We start from the raw sequence: 15,961 nt of genomic DNA on the forward strand, positions 1-15,961 counted from the left end.
CTAATTTTTATTGGATCTAAAGGACGGAAGCTTTTTTATTTTTGAAGAGGAGGTTGAACTGATGAAAGAAACAACACTGGCACAAATTGCACTGACTCAAGATGACACTGGCGCAATCGCAAACCCTATTTATCTCTCTACGGCATACCAACACGAAGGACTCGGGCTTTCAACAGGCTTTGATTACACACGCACGAAAAACCCAACGCGACAAGTTTTTGAAGATGCATTTGCGCGACTCGAAGGCGGCATTGCATCGTTTGCGACAGCGAGTGGCATGGCAAGCATTCAATTGGTCTGTAATCTTTTCAAACCAGGTGATGAGATACTCGTTTCTTTTGACTTGTATGGTGGCACATTTCGCTTGTTTGAATTTTATGAAGCCCAATACGGCATTCGTTTTCATTACATTGATTTTGAAGACCCTGACGCTGTAAAGGCTGCCATTACACCTCAAACAAAAGCATTATTCATTGAGCCGATTTCAAATCCATTAATGATTGAAATTGATTTAACGCCCTATTACGCGTTAGCAGCGCAACACAAGTTGTTAACGGTTATCGACAATACCTTTCTCACACCTTATTTGTCGACACCTTTACTTGATGGTGCAGATATTGTTTTACATTCAGCAACGAAATATATCGGTGGCCATAATGACGTCCTCGCGGGTGTCGTGACGGTCAAAGATGCAGCCCTTGCAGAAAAGTTAGGCCAATTTCACAACATGATTGGTGCGACACTTTCACCGATTGATAGTTATTTATTGTTACGTGGCTTGAAAACATTGCATTTGCGCGTCGAACGTTCACAACAAAATGCGCAACGCTTTGCATCGACTTGCGAAAATTTGACAGGCATTCAAGACGTGCTCTATTGCGGGCGCACAGGCATGTTAAGTTTACGTCTCGAAGTTGGGTATAGCGTCGACCAATTGTTACGACAGTTGAAAGTATTACGCTTTGCCGAAAGTTTAGGCGGAACCGAAACATTTGTTACTTTCCCTTATACGCAAACACACATCGATATGCCTGATGAAGAAAAGGATCGTCGCGGTATTGACCAACACTTAATTCGACTATCGATTGGGATTGAGGCGTATGAAGATATTGAACAAGATTTCATACAAGCACTCCAACAAGCAAAAGAGGTGAGTACTGATGACACGTTCTAAACAAACTGAACTGATTCATGATGTCAACCGCGGTGTCACGTACCATTGCGCGAATCAACCGCTATATTATGCATCAACGTATCATCAACAACGGTTAGGCGAATCCGTTCCATATGATTATGCGCGCAGTGGCAATCCGAACCGCGAATTGCTCGAAACGAAACTCGCACAACTTGAAGGCGGAAAACACGCATTTGCATTCAACTCTGGTATCGCTGCAATTACAGCTGTGTTTTTAACTTTAAAAGCCGGTGACCACGTCATTTTGCCTGACGACGTGTACGGTGGGACGTTTCGACTGACAGAGCAAATTTTATCCCGCTTTGGCCTGACATTTTCAACGGTCAATGCCGAAAATGTAGCAGAGATTCGCGCAGCCATTCGACCGAACACCCGACTCATTTATGTTGAAACACCGTCGAATCCACTGTTCAAAATTACAGATATTCGTAAAGTCGCACATATTGCACAAGCACATGACATTTTACTCGCGGTCGACAATACATTTATGACGCCACTTGGTCAAAATCCACTGGCGCTCGGTGCAGATATCGTCATTCATAGCGCGACGAAGTTTTTAGGTGGCCATAGCGACCTCATTGCTGGCGCTGTCATTACGAACGATGACACACTCGCTGATGCCCTTTATTTAATCCAAAATGGCACGGGGACTGCTTTATCCGTTTATGACAGTTGGACGTTAACACAACATTTGAAAACATTCGTCGTCCGTTACCAACAATCTGTCGAAAGTGCACAACGGATTTACAACTTTTTAGAACAACATCCAGCGATTGCTCAAGTGTATTACCCAGGAAAAAGTATTGTGCATCTAAAACAAGCGCAACATGGCGGGGCTGTGATAGGGTTTCGCTTAAAAGATGAAACCTATGCACAACAATTTGTCGATCAGCTCACTTTACCACTCGTCTCAGTGAGTTTAGGCGGTGTGGAGACGATTCTCTCGCACCCGTATACGATGTCACATGCCGCGATTCCCCAAGACATTCGAGAAGCGCGTGGCATTACATTTGGCCTATTTCGATTGAGCGTTGGATTGGAAGATGTTGACGAATTAATTGCCGACCTCGATCAAGCATTAAAGGAGGGATCCTATGAGTCGACTACTGAACGCACTGAAAAACAATATTCTCGTCGCTGATGGTGCAATGGGGACGATTCTCTATTCAGAGGGCTTAGACACTTGTCCTGAAGCTTACAATCTGACGCACCCTGACAAAGTCGAAAGCATTCATCGCTCGTACATTCAAGCCGGCGCAGATGTCATTCAAACGAATACGTACGGCGCCAACTTTGAAAAGCTACAACAATTCGGCTTAGAACATCAAGTCAAAGCGATCCATCAAGCCGCTGTTGCCATCGCAAAACGTGCAGCCGGCCGAGACACATTGATTTTAGGGACAGTCGGTGGCTTTAGAAGCGTTAAACAAGGTGAACTGTCATTGTCGGCTATCCAATACCATACCGACATTCAAGTCGATACGCTCGTTGCTGAAGGCGTGGACGGTCTATTATTCGAAACGTATTACGATGAAGAAGAATTGCTCAATGCCATTCGACAAACACGTCAAAAGTACGACATTCCCATTATTGCGCAACTGACCGCTTCCAACACACATTATTTAATGAACGGTAAAGAAATTAACAGTGCATTGCAACAATTAGTCGAAGCCGGGGCAGACATTGTCGGTTTGAATTGTCACCACGGTCCCCATCATATGAAACGGACTTTCGGGCATATCGAATTACCGAACAACGCCTACTTATCGTGTTATCCGAATGCGAGCTTACTCGACATCGATCAACAAACGTTCAAATATAGCGATAACGCACAATACTTCGGTGAGACCGCAGAACAACTTATTCAAGAAGGCGTGCGACTCATCGGCGGCTGTTGCGGTACAACGCCCGAACATATTCGCAAAATTAAAGCAGCGGTACAAGGTTTAAAGCCGATCAAAGAGAAAAAGGTCATTCCGATTCATCAAAAGCAAACGTCTGAAGCACCAAAACAAACTCGTCAAAATCTAGCAGCGCGTGTGCGAGAGCGACCGACCATCATCGTCGAACTTGATACACCGAAACATCTCGATACGACGAAATTTTTTCAAAACGTCAAAGCTTTGGATGATGCACAAATCGACGCCGTCACGTTAGCCGACAACTCTTTAGCAACGGTTCGCGTATCCAATATTGCAGCAGCGAGTCTGATTAAACAACAATTTGATATCGAACCACTCGTCCACATTACGTGTCGAGATCGCAACTTAATCGGGCTTCAATCTCATTTACTCGGCCTCTCTTTAATTGGCGTGAATGAAATTTTAGCAATTACCGGAGACCCTTCGAAAGTCGGGCATCTCCCTGGGGCAACGAATGTGTATGACGTGAATTCAAAAGGATTGACTGAACTTGCACTCAGATTTAACAAAGGCGTGAATACAGACGGCGATACATTAAAAGTCGCGACACAGTTCAATATTGCGGGTGGTTTTGATCCTCATGTGAGCAATATCAAAGCGGCAGTCCGTAAAATGGAAACCAAAATTAAAAGCGGTATGCATTACTTCATTACCCAACCTGTCTTTACGAAAGAAAAAATTGTCGAGATTTATGAAGCGACAAAGCATCTCGATGTCCCTATCTTTATTGGGATTATGCCGATTACAAGTTATAAAAATGCTTTGTTTTTACATCATGAAGTGCCTGGCATCAAAATGTCAGACGACGTACTCGCACAATTTGAAGCCGTAGCAGATGATAGACAAGCCACCTATGAACTAAGCTTGTCCCTTTGTAAATCACTCATCGACACGGTCCATACGTATTTCAACGGCTTGTATTTAATTACACCGTTTGAACGCATTGATTACTCATTAGCACTTGCAGCCTATTCGAAATCTATTACAACATCTCATCAGGAGGCGATTTTATGACAATTAAAACGACAAACTTAGGATTCCCAAGACTTGGACACAAACGTGAATGGAAAAAAGCTATCGAAAGCTACTGGAACAACAACATTACGAAAGCTGAACTCGACGACACATTGCAACAATTACACCGTTCTAACTTAGTCCTACAACAAAATCACAATTTAGACAGTGTCCCTGTAGGTGACTTTTCATTATATGACCATATTCTCGATACATCTTTGTTATTCAACATTATTCCAACACGTTTTCAAGACCGTGATGTAGATGATGACCTCCTTTTCGACATCGCACGTGGTAACAAATCACACGTCGCAAGCGCACTCGTGAAATGGTTTAACACAAACTATCACTATATCGTACCTGAATGGGATAATGTCACACCTCGCGTGAATCACAACCGCTTATTGGATCGTTTTAATGAAGCAAAAGCACTCAATATTAACGCACACCCTGTCATTGTCGGACCGATTACATTCGTGGCACTTTCTAAGGGCGGCGACCAATCATTTGAAGACAAAGTACGCACGCTATTGCCACTATACGTTGAAGTATTAAAATCACTTATCGATGCTGGTGCAGAACTCATTCAAATTGACGAACCGATTTTAGTGACAGATCAAGCGGCAGAATTAGAAGCCATTACACGTGAAGCTTACGAGACATTTGCTGAAGCAGACGTCGCAAAAGCGTTAGTGATTCAAACATATTTCGAACGTGCAAATGTGAAGTTTTTAAGCGCATTACCAGTCAAAGGTCTCGGCTTAGACTTTGTACATGATCACGGCTACAACTTACAACAAATCGAAAATGGCGACTTTGACCGCTCAAAAACATTATTTGCCGGTATTATCGACGGTCGAAACGTATGGGCTGCTGATGTTGAAGCGAAAAAAGCATTAATCGAAAAATTATCGCAATATTCCGACGTTTTATATATCAATCCATCGTCATCATTATTACACGTGCCTGTCTCTTTAGAAGATGAAACGTTAGAAGATGACATTCGTGACGGTTTAAGCTTTGCGACAGAAAAATTAGAAACGTTAGATGCATTAAAACGCGCTGTGAACGACAACGACACTGAAGCATATGACCGTTTGCATGCACAATATACACGTTTCCAAAATCAAGCGTTCAAAAACCTTGAATATGACTTTGATAGTGTCCGTGCTGCACGTGCTTCAGCATTCTCTGAGCGTAAAGTCGTGCAACAACAACGCTTGAACTTACCAGATTTACCGACAACGACAATTGGTTCATTCCCGCAATCACCAGAAGTACGTAAACAACGTGCAGATTGGAAAAACAAACGCATTTCTGACGAGGCTTACCGTCAATTCGTTCAAGATGAGATCAAACGTTGGATTGAAATTCAAGAAGACATCGGTTTAGACGTTCTCGTACACGGTGAGTTTGAACGTAATGACATGGTCGAGTTCTTTGGCGAAAAGTTAGACGGCTTCCTCGTGACTAAATTTGGCTGGGTACAATCATACGGCTCACGTGCAGTAAAACCACCGATTATTTACGGTGATGTGAAATGGACGGCCCCATTAACAATTGATGAAACCGTATATGCGCAAAGCTTAACGGACAAGCCAGTGAAAGGCATGCTGACAGGCCCAGTAACAATCTTAAACTGGTCATTCGAACGCGTTGATATTCCTCGCTCAACCGTACAAGATCAAATTGCGCTTGCGATTAATGAAGAAGTGTTAGCGTTAGAAAAAGCCGGCATTCAAGTGATTCAAGTCGACGAACCAGCATTACGTGAAGGCTTACCATTACGTAAAGAATATCACGAAGACTACTTGGCAAAAGCTGTGCATAGCTTCAAACTTGCGACATCTTCTGTCACGGATGAAACGCAAATTCATACGCATATGTGTTATTCGCAATTCGGACAAATCATCCATGCCATTCACGACTTAGATGCAGATGTCATTTCAATCGAAACGTCACGTAGCCACGGTGACCTCATTAAAGACTTTGAAGATATCGATTATGATTTAGGTATCGGTTTAGGCGTTTATGATATTCATAGCCCACGTATCCCGACAGAAGAAGAAATTACGACAGCAATTGAACGTGGTTTACAACAAATCGACCGTTCATTATTCTGGGTTAATCCAGACTGTGGACTTAAAACACGTAAAGAAGATGAAGTGAAAGCAGCATTGACAGTATTGGTTAACAGCGCACGTAAATTGCGTCAAGAAGCCGTAGAAGCAAATTAACAATAGGACACGCTTTCAAATTAATGAACATATCGCATACATCCCAAAAGTATTGATTCAGCTTACTTTTGGGATGTATTTTTTCGTTTGAACAAGTTATTTAATTCAATAATAAGTAAAGCAATCATTTTTGAACTTGTTGTTTAATATTTTTATAAAAAGGAATAATGAATAAAAGCAATCTTTCTATGACTTATGCTTCTCTTAATTTTTTGGCTATGAGGATGAAGAATACTCAATCAACGTTAGACAGAGGGAGTGGGGTTTCAATGAAAATTTCTTGGATTTTATGGTGGATTTTCACTATTTTAGAAGTGGCGCTGTTTTTAGGGCTATCCTTTTTGCTGTGGATGCGAGAAGTTGATGCAAGTGGTGCCGTTCAAACAACAGAGATAAAATGGATTAACATACTTGTGTTAGGTGCTTCCTTTTTAGTGCCAGCTATCATTCAAATTATCTGGCTCATTTTCAATGTTGTGAAGTCCGAAAAGAGAACGGCTCGTGATTTGTAGACTTGCATGATTGTTAATGTTTTTGTTTTCACATACGACTGAGATAAAATTCATTTATATAGAAACATTGTTTTACCGTATTCTAAACTACCCCAAAATGCGATTTTCATGTTTGAGAAAATCGCATTTTTACTGACTATTTTTGTAATCTTTCCATACATAAATACTGGAAATACATAAATAAACGATATTTAAAATAGCTAAGAAAGCCAAAAATAGAAACAAGCTGAAATTTTGATGAGCTGAAATAGATGATATTGAAAAAAGTAATATCGCACCAATGATGAGTCCTATCATAATATGCGCTTCAGATTTGGTGATCATTAAAGGTTCCTCCATACATTTTTGTATTCAACAACACAAGAAAGTTTAAAGCTTATGTAACCATTTGTACCATATCATGAACTACGTGAGAAGCCATTACCACCTTTTTATTGCTATTGATTTTAAGACTTCTCCAAGACTTCCCCACACAAAAAAGCTTCTCTTCCGCTTAAATTAAGGAAAAGAAGCTTTTTTATTCTTGATTCCGTTACTTTAATACTTTCTTAAAAATTGTGCGTCTTCTTCATGATAATTTTCCATCACAAATTGATGTACAGCATGAATCACACGTTGAATGACGTCTGTGGAATAAGCCAAAATACGAAATGTCAAACCATGTGTCGGAAGCAATGTCACACCGACACGGCAATGTTCGTCCATATATGGCGTAACAACTTCTTGTATCGCTTCAACGACTTTTTGATTCACACCTGGACTAATATAAAAACAAGAAGCCATATGTGTAAATCCCTCCATATAGCCAATATCCGTTACTTTATTTTTTTGTGTATCCAACTTCAAATTGTCAAATACAACCAGTTTTTCATCCACGTAAATTTCATTTTTGAGATGTAAATAATGATAATTAAATTGTCGCCCTTCTTCGTCATACCCCGGCGTTAAAATGTCGGTATAAAACATAGAAGCAGTCGGACTTAAATGGAATTGGTTGGCTTGATAAAATTTCGCTTGTGAATAACCAATAATCGGATCACTGATAAATTCCATAAACGATTCGTCATCCAGTTGAAAGGTTTGGTATTGCTCGACTTTATCTTCCAACGATTTAAAGACAATCGTCGCACCTTGAGTCGTTAATATCGCATGCGCATGTGGCTCAAAGTGGACAGCCATGTGGTAGCGGTCACCATCAACGAATCCCCCGCCTAAGTTGATTAAAAACATCGTCGGATGAGGACTTCCATTTAAATAATTGGGGCGAATGACTTTGAGCCCCCCTTGGAAATATGTTTTTCCATTTACGGTACGTCTACCATCATGTTTAAATGTTAAATCTAATTCTCCTGTCCATTTAGAAATTGCCATTACGCTAACCCTTCAAAAAAGACGTCCTTTTTAATCCAATTTAACACATCATCTAAACCATCATCAGTTTTTAAGTTTGTAAATGCAAACGGACGATTTTTACGGAATTTCTCTGTATCTTCAGCCATTCGTTCTAATGATGCACCAACATATTGCGCTAAATCTGTTTTGTTGATCACAAAGTAGTCAGATTTAATCATACCTTGACCACCTTTACGCGGAATTTTTTCTCCTTGCGCGACATCGATAATATAAATTGAAAAATCAACAAGTTCAGGACTGAATGTAGCCGCTAAGTTATCGCCACCTGATTCAATAAAGATAAGCTCAATATCTGAATGACGTTCCATCAGTTCATCAATCGCCGCGAAGTTCATGGAAGCATCTTCACGAATCGCTGTATGTGGGCAGCCCCCTGTTTCAACACCAATAATACGGTCTTCTGGTAATACCCCTGAGTTGACTAATATTTTTTGGTCTTCTTTTGTATAAATATCATTCGTAATAACGCCAATACTTTTTTCCTCAGATAAACGTTTTACAAGTTTTTCAATCAGTTGTGTTTTCCCTGCGCCAACAGGTCCACCTACACCAATTTTAATCGGTTTCATGCTTAATTCCTCCTATGAAATAAATATACGTACATCTACATTTTCATGTTCCAACTGATTCATCTCGATACCCGGTGCTGTCAAACCAAAATCCGCTTCATCCAATTGCATCACGCCCTCACGTGTTGTTGTAATAAATGGAATCATCTCAGCTACGATTTTTTGCCCTTCCGTTTGCCCTAATGGTATCGCACGCACAGCATTTTGCGTTAAGCTTGAAACATTTTGATAGTAGTAATAATCAATAATTTTTTCAATATCGATCCCTAAATGATGACCTAGCAATGTAAACGCCACTGCTGGATGGGTATGCAATTGATATGCTGCCGCCTTTTCACCGTACCAATCTAACCACGGATCTTCATAAAGTGTACGCGCAAGCTGAATCATACGTTTGCCCATCTGTTTCGTACCATTTCTCGTTTCTCGTGGAATATTTTGTACAAACAACAACTGGTCCAACCTTTCAATAGCTTCAGCATCATCAGACTCAATCGCTTCATACACAAGACGCATCGCTAAACCATCTGTATACGTTAACTGCTCTTTCAAAAACACTTCTAACCATGTTCGAAATGAAGCACCATCATGAATATCTCCACGTTGAATATACGTTTCTAATCCGAAAGAGTGACTAAATGCTCCAGTCGGAAATTGAGAATCACAAAATTGAAAGAGCTTCAAATACGCTTGATTAATCATGAGAATGTCCTATATGTTTAAAGGCTTGGTTCACTTTACGATCTTCACGTTCATAAGGAATGCCGAGATCTTTTAATAAATCTTCTACTAAATAATCGTACTGTACCAACATTTCATCATCGTCAGTAAATTGTGCTGGCAAGTGACGGTTACCGAGCTGATGCGCGATATCTCCCATTTCTTTAATCGTACGTGGCTTAATCGCGATAATATCTTCTGAGTTCACATCAATAATAATCATATTTTTGTCATCACGATATAAAATATCACCATATTGTAAGTCAATCGGTTGGCTTAAACGAATACCGATTTCTGTACCGTGATCTGAAGTGACACGTTGAATACGCTTCACTAAGTCAGAGTTTTCTAAGTACACTTTTTCAATATGAACATTCTTTTCCTCTTGAGATAAATTTGCGATGTTGCCTTGTATCTCTTCTACTATCATATTTTTCATCTCCTTGAATATCGCTAAATCACACCAATTGATGTCTTTTTTTCATGACTTCTATGTCGATAGCAACTATTGAATCCATACGTGTCGATAAAAAATGCACCGTTACATATTACTTAAATAGGTCTGATTTTTTGATTTATTATTGCACTATATTAATCATCAGACATTATTCAATAATAACATATCATTATCAATACGCTTCAAAAAAGCACATAAATTGATGTTTATCCACTCCCTACTTTACCATATTTTAGCCTTAAAAAGTAAGCAATAGCTCGATAGAACAGCTAATTTAAGCCTTTAGCCCTATGTCTTATCTGATTTCAAAATGAATCCCTATTACTTTTGAGATAAAGTGATGACACTCCTGTACATTGGATTAAAAAATGTAAATCGATATGTTGACAATTTCAAAAATGCTGTTATTATTTAGTTAGATATCTAACTAAAAGAGGTGACGGTATGGATTTTCCTTATCAATATTTAATACGTACGCTCGCACATGAAATGAAACATCATGCTGACCGTAAGCTAGACGAATTTGGGATTACACAGGAACAAAGTCATACATTAGGCTATCTTTACCGTCATCAAAATGACCGTATTTCACAACAAGACATATCGCTCGCATTTAATCGTAAAGGTGCGACCGTCAGTGCAACCGTCAAAAATTTAGAGAAGATGGATTTAGTCTACCGTACAGTGGATCCAAGCGACTCTCGACGTAAAATTTTACGATTAACTGATAAAGGTACGGCACTCGTCGAATCTTTCATCAACATTTTTGGCGAAATCGAAACCATTATGTTAAAAGATTTTTCGCCTGAAGAAGATGCGCAACTCAAGCACTATTTCGAACGGATGTTAGCGAATTTAAGAAATGATAAGACGTAGTTTTTTGTCTTCAATGCTTTATTGATTGCCATTATGGATTCGCGTTCCTAGGGGCTGATCCTACAACTAACCAACGCTTTTATTTATAGCTACATTTGTTGAAGCGTTGGTGGATTTTCCGGCTCAGCTGATCCCTCAGGAGTCTCATCCATTTCGACAATCTCTCACCAAAGATAAAGAACCATCTCTGACATATTTTCAAATTAATAATTTTTTTACAGCGTTACATCAATTTTATTGTTTATTTTTATATCAATACTACATATCCAACTATGAAAGAGAGGATGGGAAAGTTCAATATCCCAACCTCTTATCTTTCAATCAATAGTTAGACATCTAACTATTAGACGCCTAACCAACTAAAGGAGATATTCATATGCAAAACGAGCAACTCTATTACTTTGAGAAGGCCCCTATTTTTAAAGCACTGATGCACTTCTCTTTACCGATGATGATTGGTTCACTACTCAGTGTTATCTATGGGATTTTAAACATTTACTTCATTGGATTTTTAAACAATAGCCACATGATTTCAGCTATTTCTTTAACATTGCCACTCTTCGCCGTATTTATGGCATTCGGCAACTTATTCGGTGTCGGTGGCGGTACCTTTATTTCACGATCACTTGGCGCAAAAGAAGCACACAAAAGTCAGGCAATCAGTAGCTTTTCAATATATGACTGCATTATTTTAGGATTGATTGTCTTAGCCCTCACCTTTCCATTTACAGATCAATTGGCACATTTACTCGGTGCAAGCGGTGAGACATTACCCTTTACAAGCGCTTATTTGAAAATCATGTGTTTAAGTGCACCTGCCGTTATTTTATTTTTTGTATTAGAACAATTCGCGAGAGCAATCGGTCAACCTATCATTTCAATGGTCGGTATGTTGTTAAGTGTCGGACTGAACATCATTTTAGATCCTATTTTGATTTTCGGTTTTCATTTAGACGTTGTTGGCGCTTCATTAGGGACTGCCATTTCAAACTTGGTCGCTGCAATTTTCTTTATTTTCTATTTCTTAACGAAACAAAACGCCATTTCGCTCAACATTCGTAAAGCTTTACCGAACAAAGAAATTTTAGTTAACGTCTTTAAAATTGGAGTCCCTGCCTTTTTAATGGTCGTGCTCATGGGTGTAACTGGTCTCGTGCTCAACCTCTTTTTAGCAAAATATGGTAATACAGCTATCGCCAGTTATGGGATTTCATTCCGTCTCGTACAGTTTCCTGAATTAATCATTATGGGACTTGCGGAAGGTGTCGTTCCACTCATTGCTTATAACTTTATGTCAGACAAAGGACGCATGCGTGAAACGATTAAAGGTGTCATTCTAACAATTGGTGTCATTTACGCAGTGAGTATGGTCGGTGTCATCTTCTTTGGCTCACACCTCGTGCAACTTTTTAGTACAGACGCTCATATCGTTACGTTAGCCACATTTATATTGAAAGTCACAATGACATCCTTACTCTTAAATGGCATTGGTTTCTTATTAACAGGTATGTTGCAAGCGACAGGGCAAGGACGTGGCTCTACTATCATGGCACTTGCTCAAGGGTTAATCATCATCCCAGTATTATTCGTACTAGATACGTACTTCGGATTGACTGGCGTCGTTTGGTCATTACTCGTGGCAGAAACTCTCTGTTCTCTACTCGCCATGTTCATCGTTTATGTATCAAGAAATCAATTTACGGTCGATACAGACGCATTACTAGAATAATAAGAATAGGTATTTGAGATATAGAAAATTTTTAACCTCAATCCATTCATAGATTTACGATTCATTAACGATTATAAAACAGTATGAAAATGAAGGTTTAATGGGATACAAAAAATTGATGCTATTGTTTTCTTGATTTCATAAACTTGCCCTCTATTTCCTGTATTTGATGTCAGATTGCCAGAAGGCTGACACTCCTGAGGGATTAGCTGGTCCGGAGAATCCACTAACGCTTCAACAAGTGTAACAGTTTAATCAAGCGTTAGTTAGTCGAAGGGCCAGTCCCTAGGAAGGGAAGCCTAGATGGCAATCAAAGCCAAAAATCAATGAGGGCAAGTTAAACAAAACACCATATCAATAGCATCTAAAATTTTTGTCCCATCGCCTGTTTTTTTATATAACATGTTGGAAACTGCTATCTTCACGTTTTAATCGGATAATCTAACTGGAAGGTGTGTACCCCAGTGATTTTACGGTATTGGTAGAAGAAATAGCCCACCCAAGCACATGTACAACATACAGCTAATCCATAACTTAAGTTCAAGTCTAACCCGAATCCAATCGGCTGACTTAAAATGTAAGTGAACAAATTCCATGTCATAAATGTAGCAGGAATGAGTGCCACCCAGAAGTTTTTCTTAGCAATCATTAAATACATCGCACCAACCCACAATGCGACTGCTGCCGTTGTTTGGTTCGCCCATGAAAAATAGCGCCATAACACTGTAAAATCTACCTGTGTCAGTACAAAGCTCATTACAAATAGTGGAATAGCGACTAAAAAGCGTTTACTGAATGCTTTTTGATCTAAATTAATATAATCTGCAATAATCATTCGTGCACTTCGGAATGACGTATCACCACTCGTAATTGGTAATACAATGACACCTAGCACCGCAATTGTTCCAAACACTGAGCCGAGTAACATTGTAGACGCCTCACTTACAACGAGTGCCGCTTGACCTTTCGCAAGTACAGCCTGTAAACCACCGTAACTACCAAATAGACTCATCGCTGCTGCTGCCCAAATCATCGCAATAATCCCTTCAGCAATCATCATACCGTAAAATATTGTACGTCCATTTTTCTCTTGATTCGTTGTGCGAGAAATAATGGGTGATTGTGTCGCATGAAAACCAGATAATGCGCCACAAGTAATCGTAAAAAATAGTAATGGGAAAATGGGTGCATGGGCAGGGTGCATATTTTCAAAAGTTAATTCTGGAATCGGCGCCCCGGTTTGAATCAAACGAAAACCTACCCCTACCGCACTCAATACAAGCAACGCCCCAAAAACCGGATAAATACGTCCGATAATTTTATCAATCGGTAATACAGTAGATAAAATGTAATACACAAAAATAACAAATATAATAATGCCTAATGCAATACGGCCTTGCATTAAATTATGTAACAATAATGCAGGGCTTGTCACAAAAACAGTTCCCGTCAGTAATAATAAAAGCAATGTAAAAATATTCACGACATGCTTCATTGCTGGTCCCAAAAACTTTCCTGCTAATATCGGTAAATGGGCACCACGATTTCGAATAGAGATCATACCCGTTAAATAATCATGAACTGCCCCTGCAAAAATACATCCAAATACAATCCATAAAAATGCTACAGGACCATAGAGTGCACCTAGTATAGGACCAAAAATAGGACCCACACCAGCAATATTCAATAACTGGATTAATGCGTTAGACGAAGTTTTCATTGGCACAAAATCCACATTATCCCTTTGATCATGCGCAGGTGTTGGCCGATCATATTGTGGACCGAACATTTTCTCAATGTACTTCCCATACGTAAAGTAACCTAGAATGAGTAACACGATAGACACTAAAAACGTAATCATACAGCATCCCCCTTATTTTGAAATACATCCCTTAAATACACTTAATGTAAGCGCTTTCTTTATTTTACTCTATATACTAAAAATTCACAATACTGTCACAATTTTTATTTTTCAAAATTTAGTGCCTGAGAGATTTCTTATCGTAAATAGACAACCAAAATCTGACTACAGAGCCACAAATAGCAACGAAATATCTCCTCAACAATTGTGACCATTCTCTTACTTTTGACCCCATCAGTAGCTTAAGCGAAGTTCCTGTTATAAAATAATATATAATTGTACATGCATTATTTTTAGGTAGTTTAAAATTTAATCATACAAATTGAACGATTCATATTTCACACAGTCATATGAAATGACGACGATATCGAAATTGGAGGTTTTCATCATGTTAAAACTTGCAGAATGGAAAGACGAAAAAGAAACACTTCACCGTTTAGCACAAATTTTAGGTAAACATAAACTCGCGAGTGCCTTTCAAGAGCCACAATGGGCACATGTTGTTTTAGATATTACAACAACTGGTTTTTCTACGGGGATTTTATTCTATCAATCAGCCACATATAGTGTGAGTGTCAATTTAGTGAAGCACATCATTTTAATTGAAACGAATGACGGCGAAGAAGAAATTCCGTTAAAAAATGGTGTAACAATTCAAAGTTACTACAAACAAATTCAAGATGCGTTACATCGTCATGGTATTGAAGTATCCATTAACGAACGTCCGCAAGAAGTCGCAGATACCACTTTATTTTCTGAAGATACGCAACACTGCCATTATAATGAAGCGATTAGTACAGAAGTGTTAAGATTAATGTCATTTGCGACACGTGCGCTTCAATATTTTATTGCACCGTATCGCGCACGTAAAATGAAACCAGGCCTTTTCTGGGGTACTTTTGATATTTCATGTTTAGTCCATTACAACTCATTCCATGAAATGTTTCAGCCGAACCAAGTCATTGAATACGCTGCATTTGATGAACACTTTATCGAATTTGGCTTCTGGTTCGGTGATGACCGCTTCGAAGGTCCGACATTCTTCATTTTACCTTATCCTTTCGTTGATAAAGACTTTACATTCGATCAACCGCTCATTTCGGATGCATATTTTGATCAACAATTGACAGAATTGATTTATGAAATGAAAACAATGACACCTGAAACACTTGATACACTTTCAACATTTTTCAATCAAGGGTTCGAAATTTTCAAATCACATTTATCTTGGGAAAATTGCCATCATTTCCATGTCCCATTAAAAATGGATGCGAACCAAATTCAAAAAATGCCATATGCACATTAAAAACATTAGGAGGGAAAAGTTGGTAGAAATATCTCAATTCCTTCCGATTACACCAAGGATTAGCGTTCCTAGAGTCTAACTTCTAGGTGTTACATCCATTTGTCATCACTTCATCATGCTACATGATCATATTTAATTTCTCTCTAAAAT

Annotated in this window: 13 protein-coding genes; 8 read left to right on the plus strand and 5 right to left on the minus strand. The window is 39.1% G+C overall.

Going from position 1 to position 15,961, the window contains the following annotated elements; genetic code table 11:
* The first annotated feature begins 61 nt into the window (after window positions 1-61).
* From CCE82_RS07600 to CCE82_RS07620, 5 genes are all read left to right on the plus strand, one after another.
* The gene (locus CCE82_RS07600; RefSeq protein WP_086428808.1) at window positions 62-1,174 is read left to right on the plus strand and encodes a PLP-dependent transferase; all 1,113 of its coding nucleotides are present in this window, start codon (window positions 62-64) and stop codon (window positions 1,172-1,174) included.
* A complete protein-coding gene (metC, locus tag CCE82_RS07605) occupies window positions 1,161-2,336 on the plus strand; it encodes a cystathionine beta-lyase MetC (protein WP_086428809.1) in 1,176 nt (391 codons plus the stop codon). Before CCE82_RS07600 ends, metC begins: the two co-directional genes overlap by 14 nt.
* A complete protein-coding gene (locus CCE82_RS07610; protein WP_086428810.1) occupies window positions 2,290-4,131 on the plus strand; it encodes a bifunctional homocysteine S-methyltransferase/methylenetetrahydrofolate reductase in 1,842 nt (613 codons plus the stop codon). The genes metC and CCE82_RS07610 overlap by 47 nt, the downstream gene beginning before the upstream one ends.
* Window positions 4,128-6,368, plus strand: coding sequence for a 5-methyltetrahydropteroyltriglutamate--homocysteine S-methyltransferase (gene metE, locus CCE82_RS07615; RefSeq protein ID WP_086428811.1), 2,241 nt, complete (start codon window positions 4,128-4,130; stop codon window positions 6,366-6,368). Before CCE82_RS07610 ends, metE begins: the two co-directional genes overlap by 4 nt.
* A gap of 269 nt (window positions 6,369-6,637) precedes the next feature.
* Window positions 6,638-6,880: a DUF3923 family protein gene (locus CCE82_RS07620; protein WP_086428812.1), complete on the plus strand. Its 243-nt coding sequence runs from the start codon at window positions 6,638-6,640 to the stop codon at window positions 6,878-6,880.
* Window positions 6,881-7,417: 537 nt separating this feature from the next.
* Here the strand turns inward: CCE82_RS07620 and CCE82_RS07630 are convergent.
* From CCE82_RS07630 to ureE, 4 genes are read right to left on the minus strand one after another with little or no spacing between them, the layout of a single operon-like run.
* Window positions 7,418-8,251, minus strand: a complete 834-nt coding sequence (locus tag CCE82_RS07630) for an urease accessory protein UreD (RefSeq protein ID WP_086428814.1) — start codon at window positions 8,249-8,251, stop codon at window positions 7,418-7,420.
* Window positions 8,251-8,862 (minus strand): urease accessory protein UreG, encoded by a 612-nt coding sequence (gene ureG, locus CCE82_RS07635; RefSeq protein WP_086428815.1) that lies wholly within the window; start codon window positions 8,860-8,862, stop codon window positions 8,251-8,253. The genes CCE82_RS07630 and ureG overlap by 1 nt, the downstream gene beginning before the upstream one ends.
* 12 nt (window positions 8,863-8,874) lie before the next feature.
* Window positions 8,875-9,564: an urease accessory protein UreF gene (locus tag CCE82_RS07640; protein WP_086428816.1), complete on the minus strand. Its 690-nt coding sequence runs from the start codon at window positions 9,562-9,564 to the stop codon at window positions 8,875-8,877.
* Window positions 9,557-10,012 carry an urease accessory protein UreE gene (ureE, locus tag CCE82_RS07645; RefSeq protein WP_086428817.1) on the minus strand — a complete coding sequence of 152 codons (456 nt, stop codon included), beginning with the start codon at window positions 10,010-10,012 and terminating at the stop codon, window positions 9,557-9,559. The genes CCE82_RS07640 and ureE overlap by 8 nt, the downstream gene beginning before the upstream one ends.
* 471 nt (window positions 10,013-10,483) lie before the next feature.
* Between ureE and CCE82_RS07650 the strand changes: the two genes are divergently transcribed.
* Window positions 10,484-10,915 (plus strand): MarR family winged helix-turn-helix transcriptional regulator, encoded by a 432-nt coding sequence (locus tag CCE82_RS07650; RefSeq protein WP_086428818.1) that lies wholly within the window; start codon window positions 10,484-10,486, stop codon window positions 10,913-10,915.
* Window positions 10,916-11,291: 376 nt separating this feature from the next.
* Window positions 11,292-12,644: an MATE family efflux transporter gene (locus CCE82_RS07655; RefSeq protein ID WP_086428819.1), complete on the plus strand. Its 1,353-nt coding sequence runs from the start codon at window positions 11,292-11,294 to the stop codon at window positions 12,642-12,644.
* Window positions 12,645-13,065: 421 nt separating this feature from the next.
* Here CCE82_RS07655 and CCE82_RS07660 read toward each other — a convergent pair whose 3' ends face one another.
* Window positions 13,066-14,505, minus strand: a complete 1,440-nt coding sequence (locus CCE82_RS07660) for a carbon starvation CstA family protein (protein ID WP_086428820.1) — start codon at window positions 14,503-14,505, stop codon at window positions 13,066-13,068.
* 388 nt (window positions 14,506-14,893) lie between these two features.
* On the opposite strand from CCE82_RS07660, the gene CCE82_RS07665 reads away from it, so the two are divergent.
* Window positions 14,894-15,811 carry a DUF5996 family protein gene (locus CCE82_RS07665; protein ID WP_086428821.1) on the plus strand — a complete coding sequence of 306 codons (918 nt, stop codon included), beginning with the start codon at window positions 14,894-14,896 and terminating at the stop codon, window positions 15,809-15,811.
* Window positions 15,812-15,961 lie beyond the last annotated feature (150 nt).

The sequence above is a fragment of the Staphylococcus cornubiensis genome, assembly GCF_900183575.1.
Taxonomy (GTDB): Bacteria; Bacillota; Bacilli; order Staphylococcales; family Staphylococcaceae; genus Staphylococcus; species Staphylococcus cornubiensis.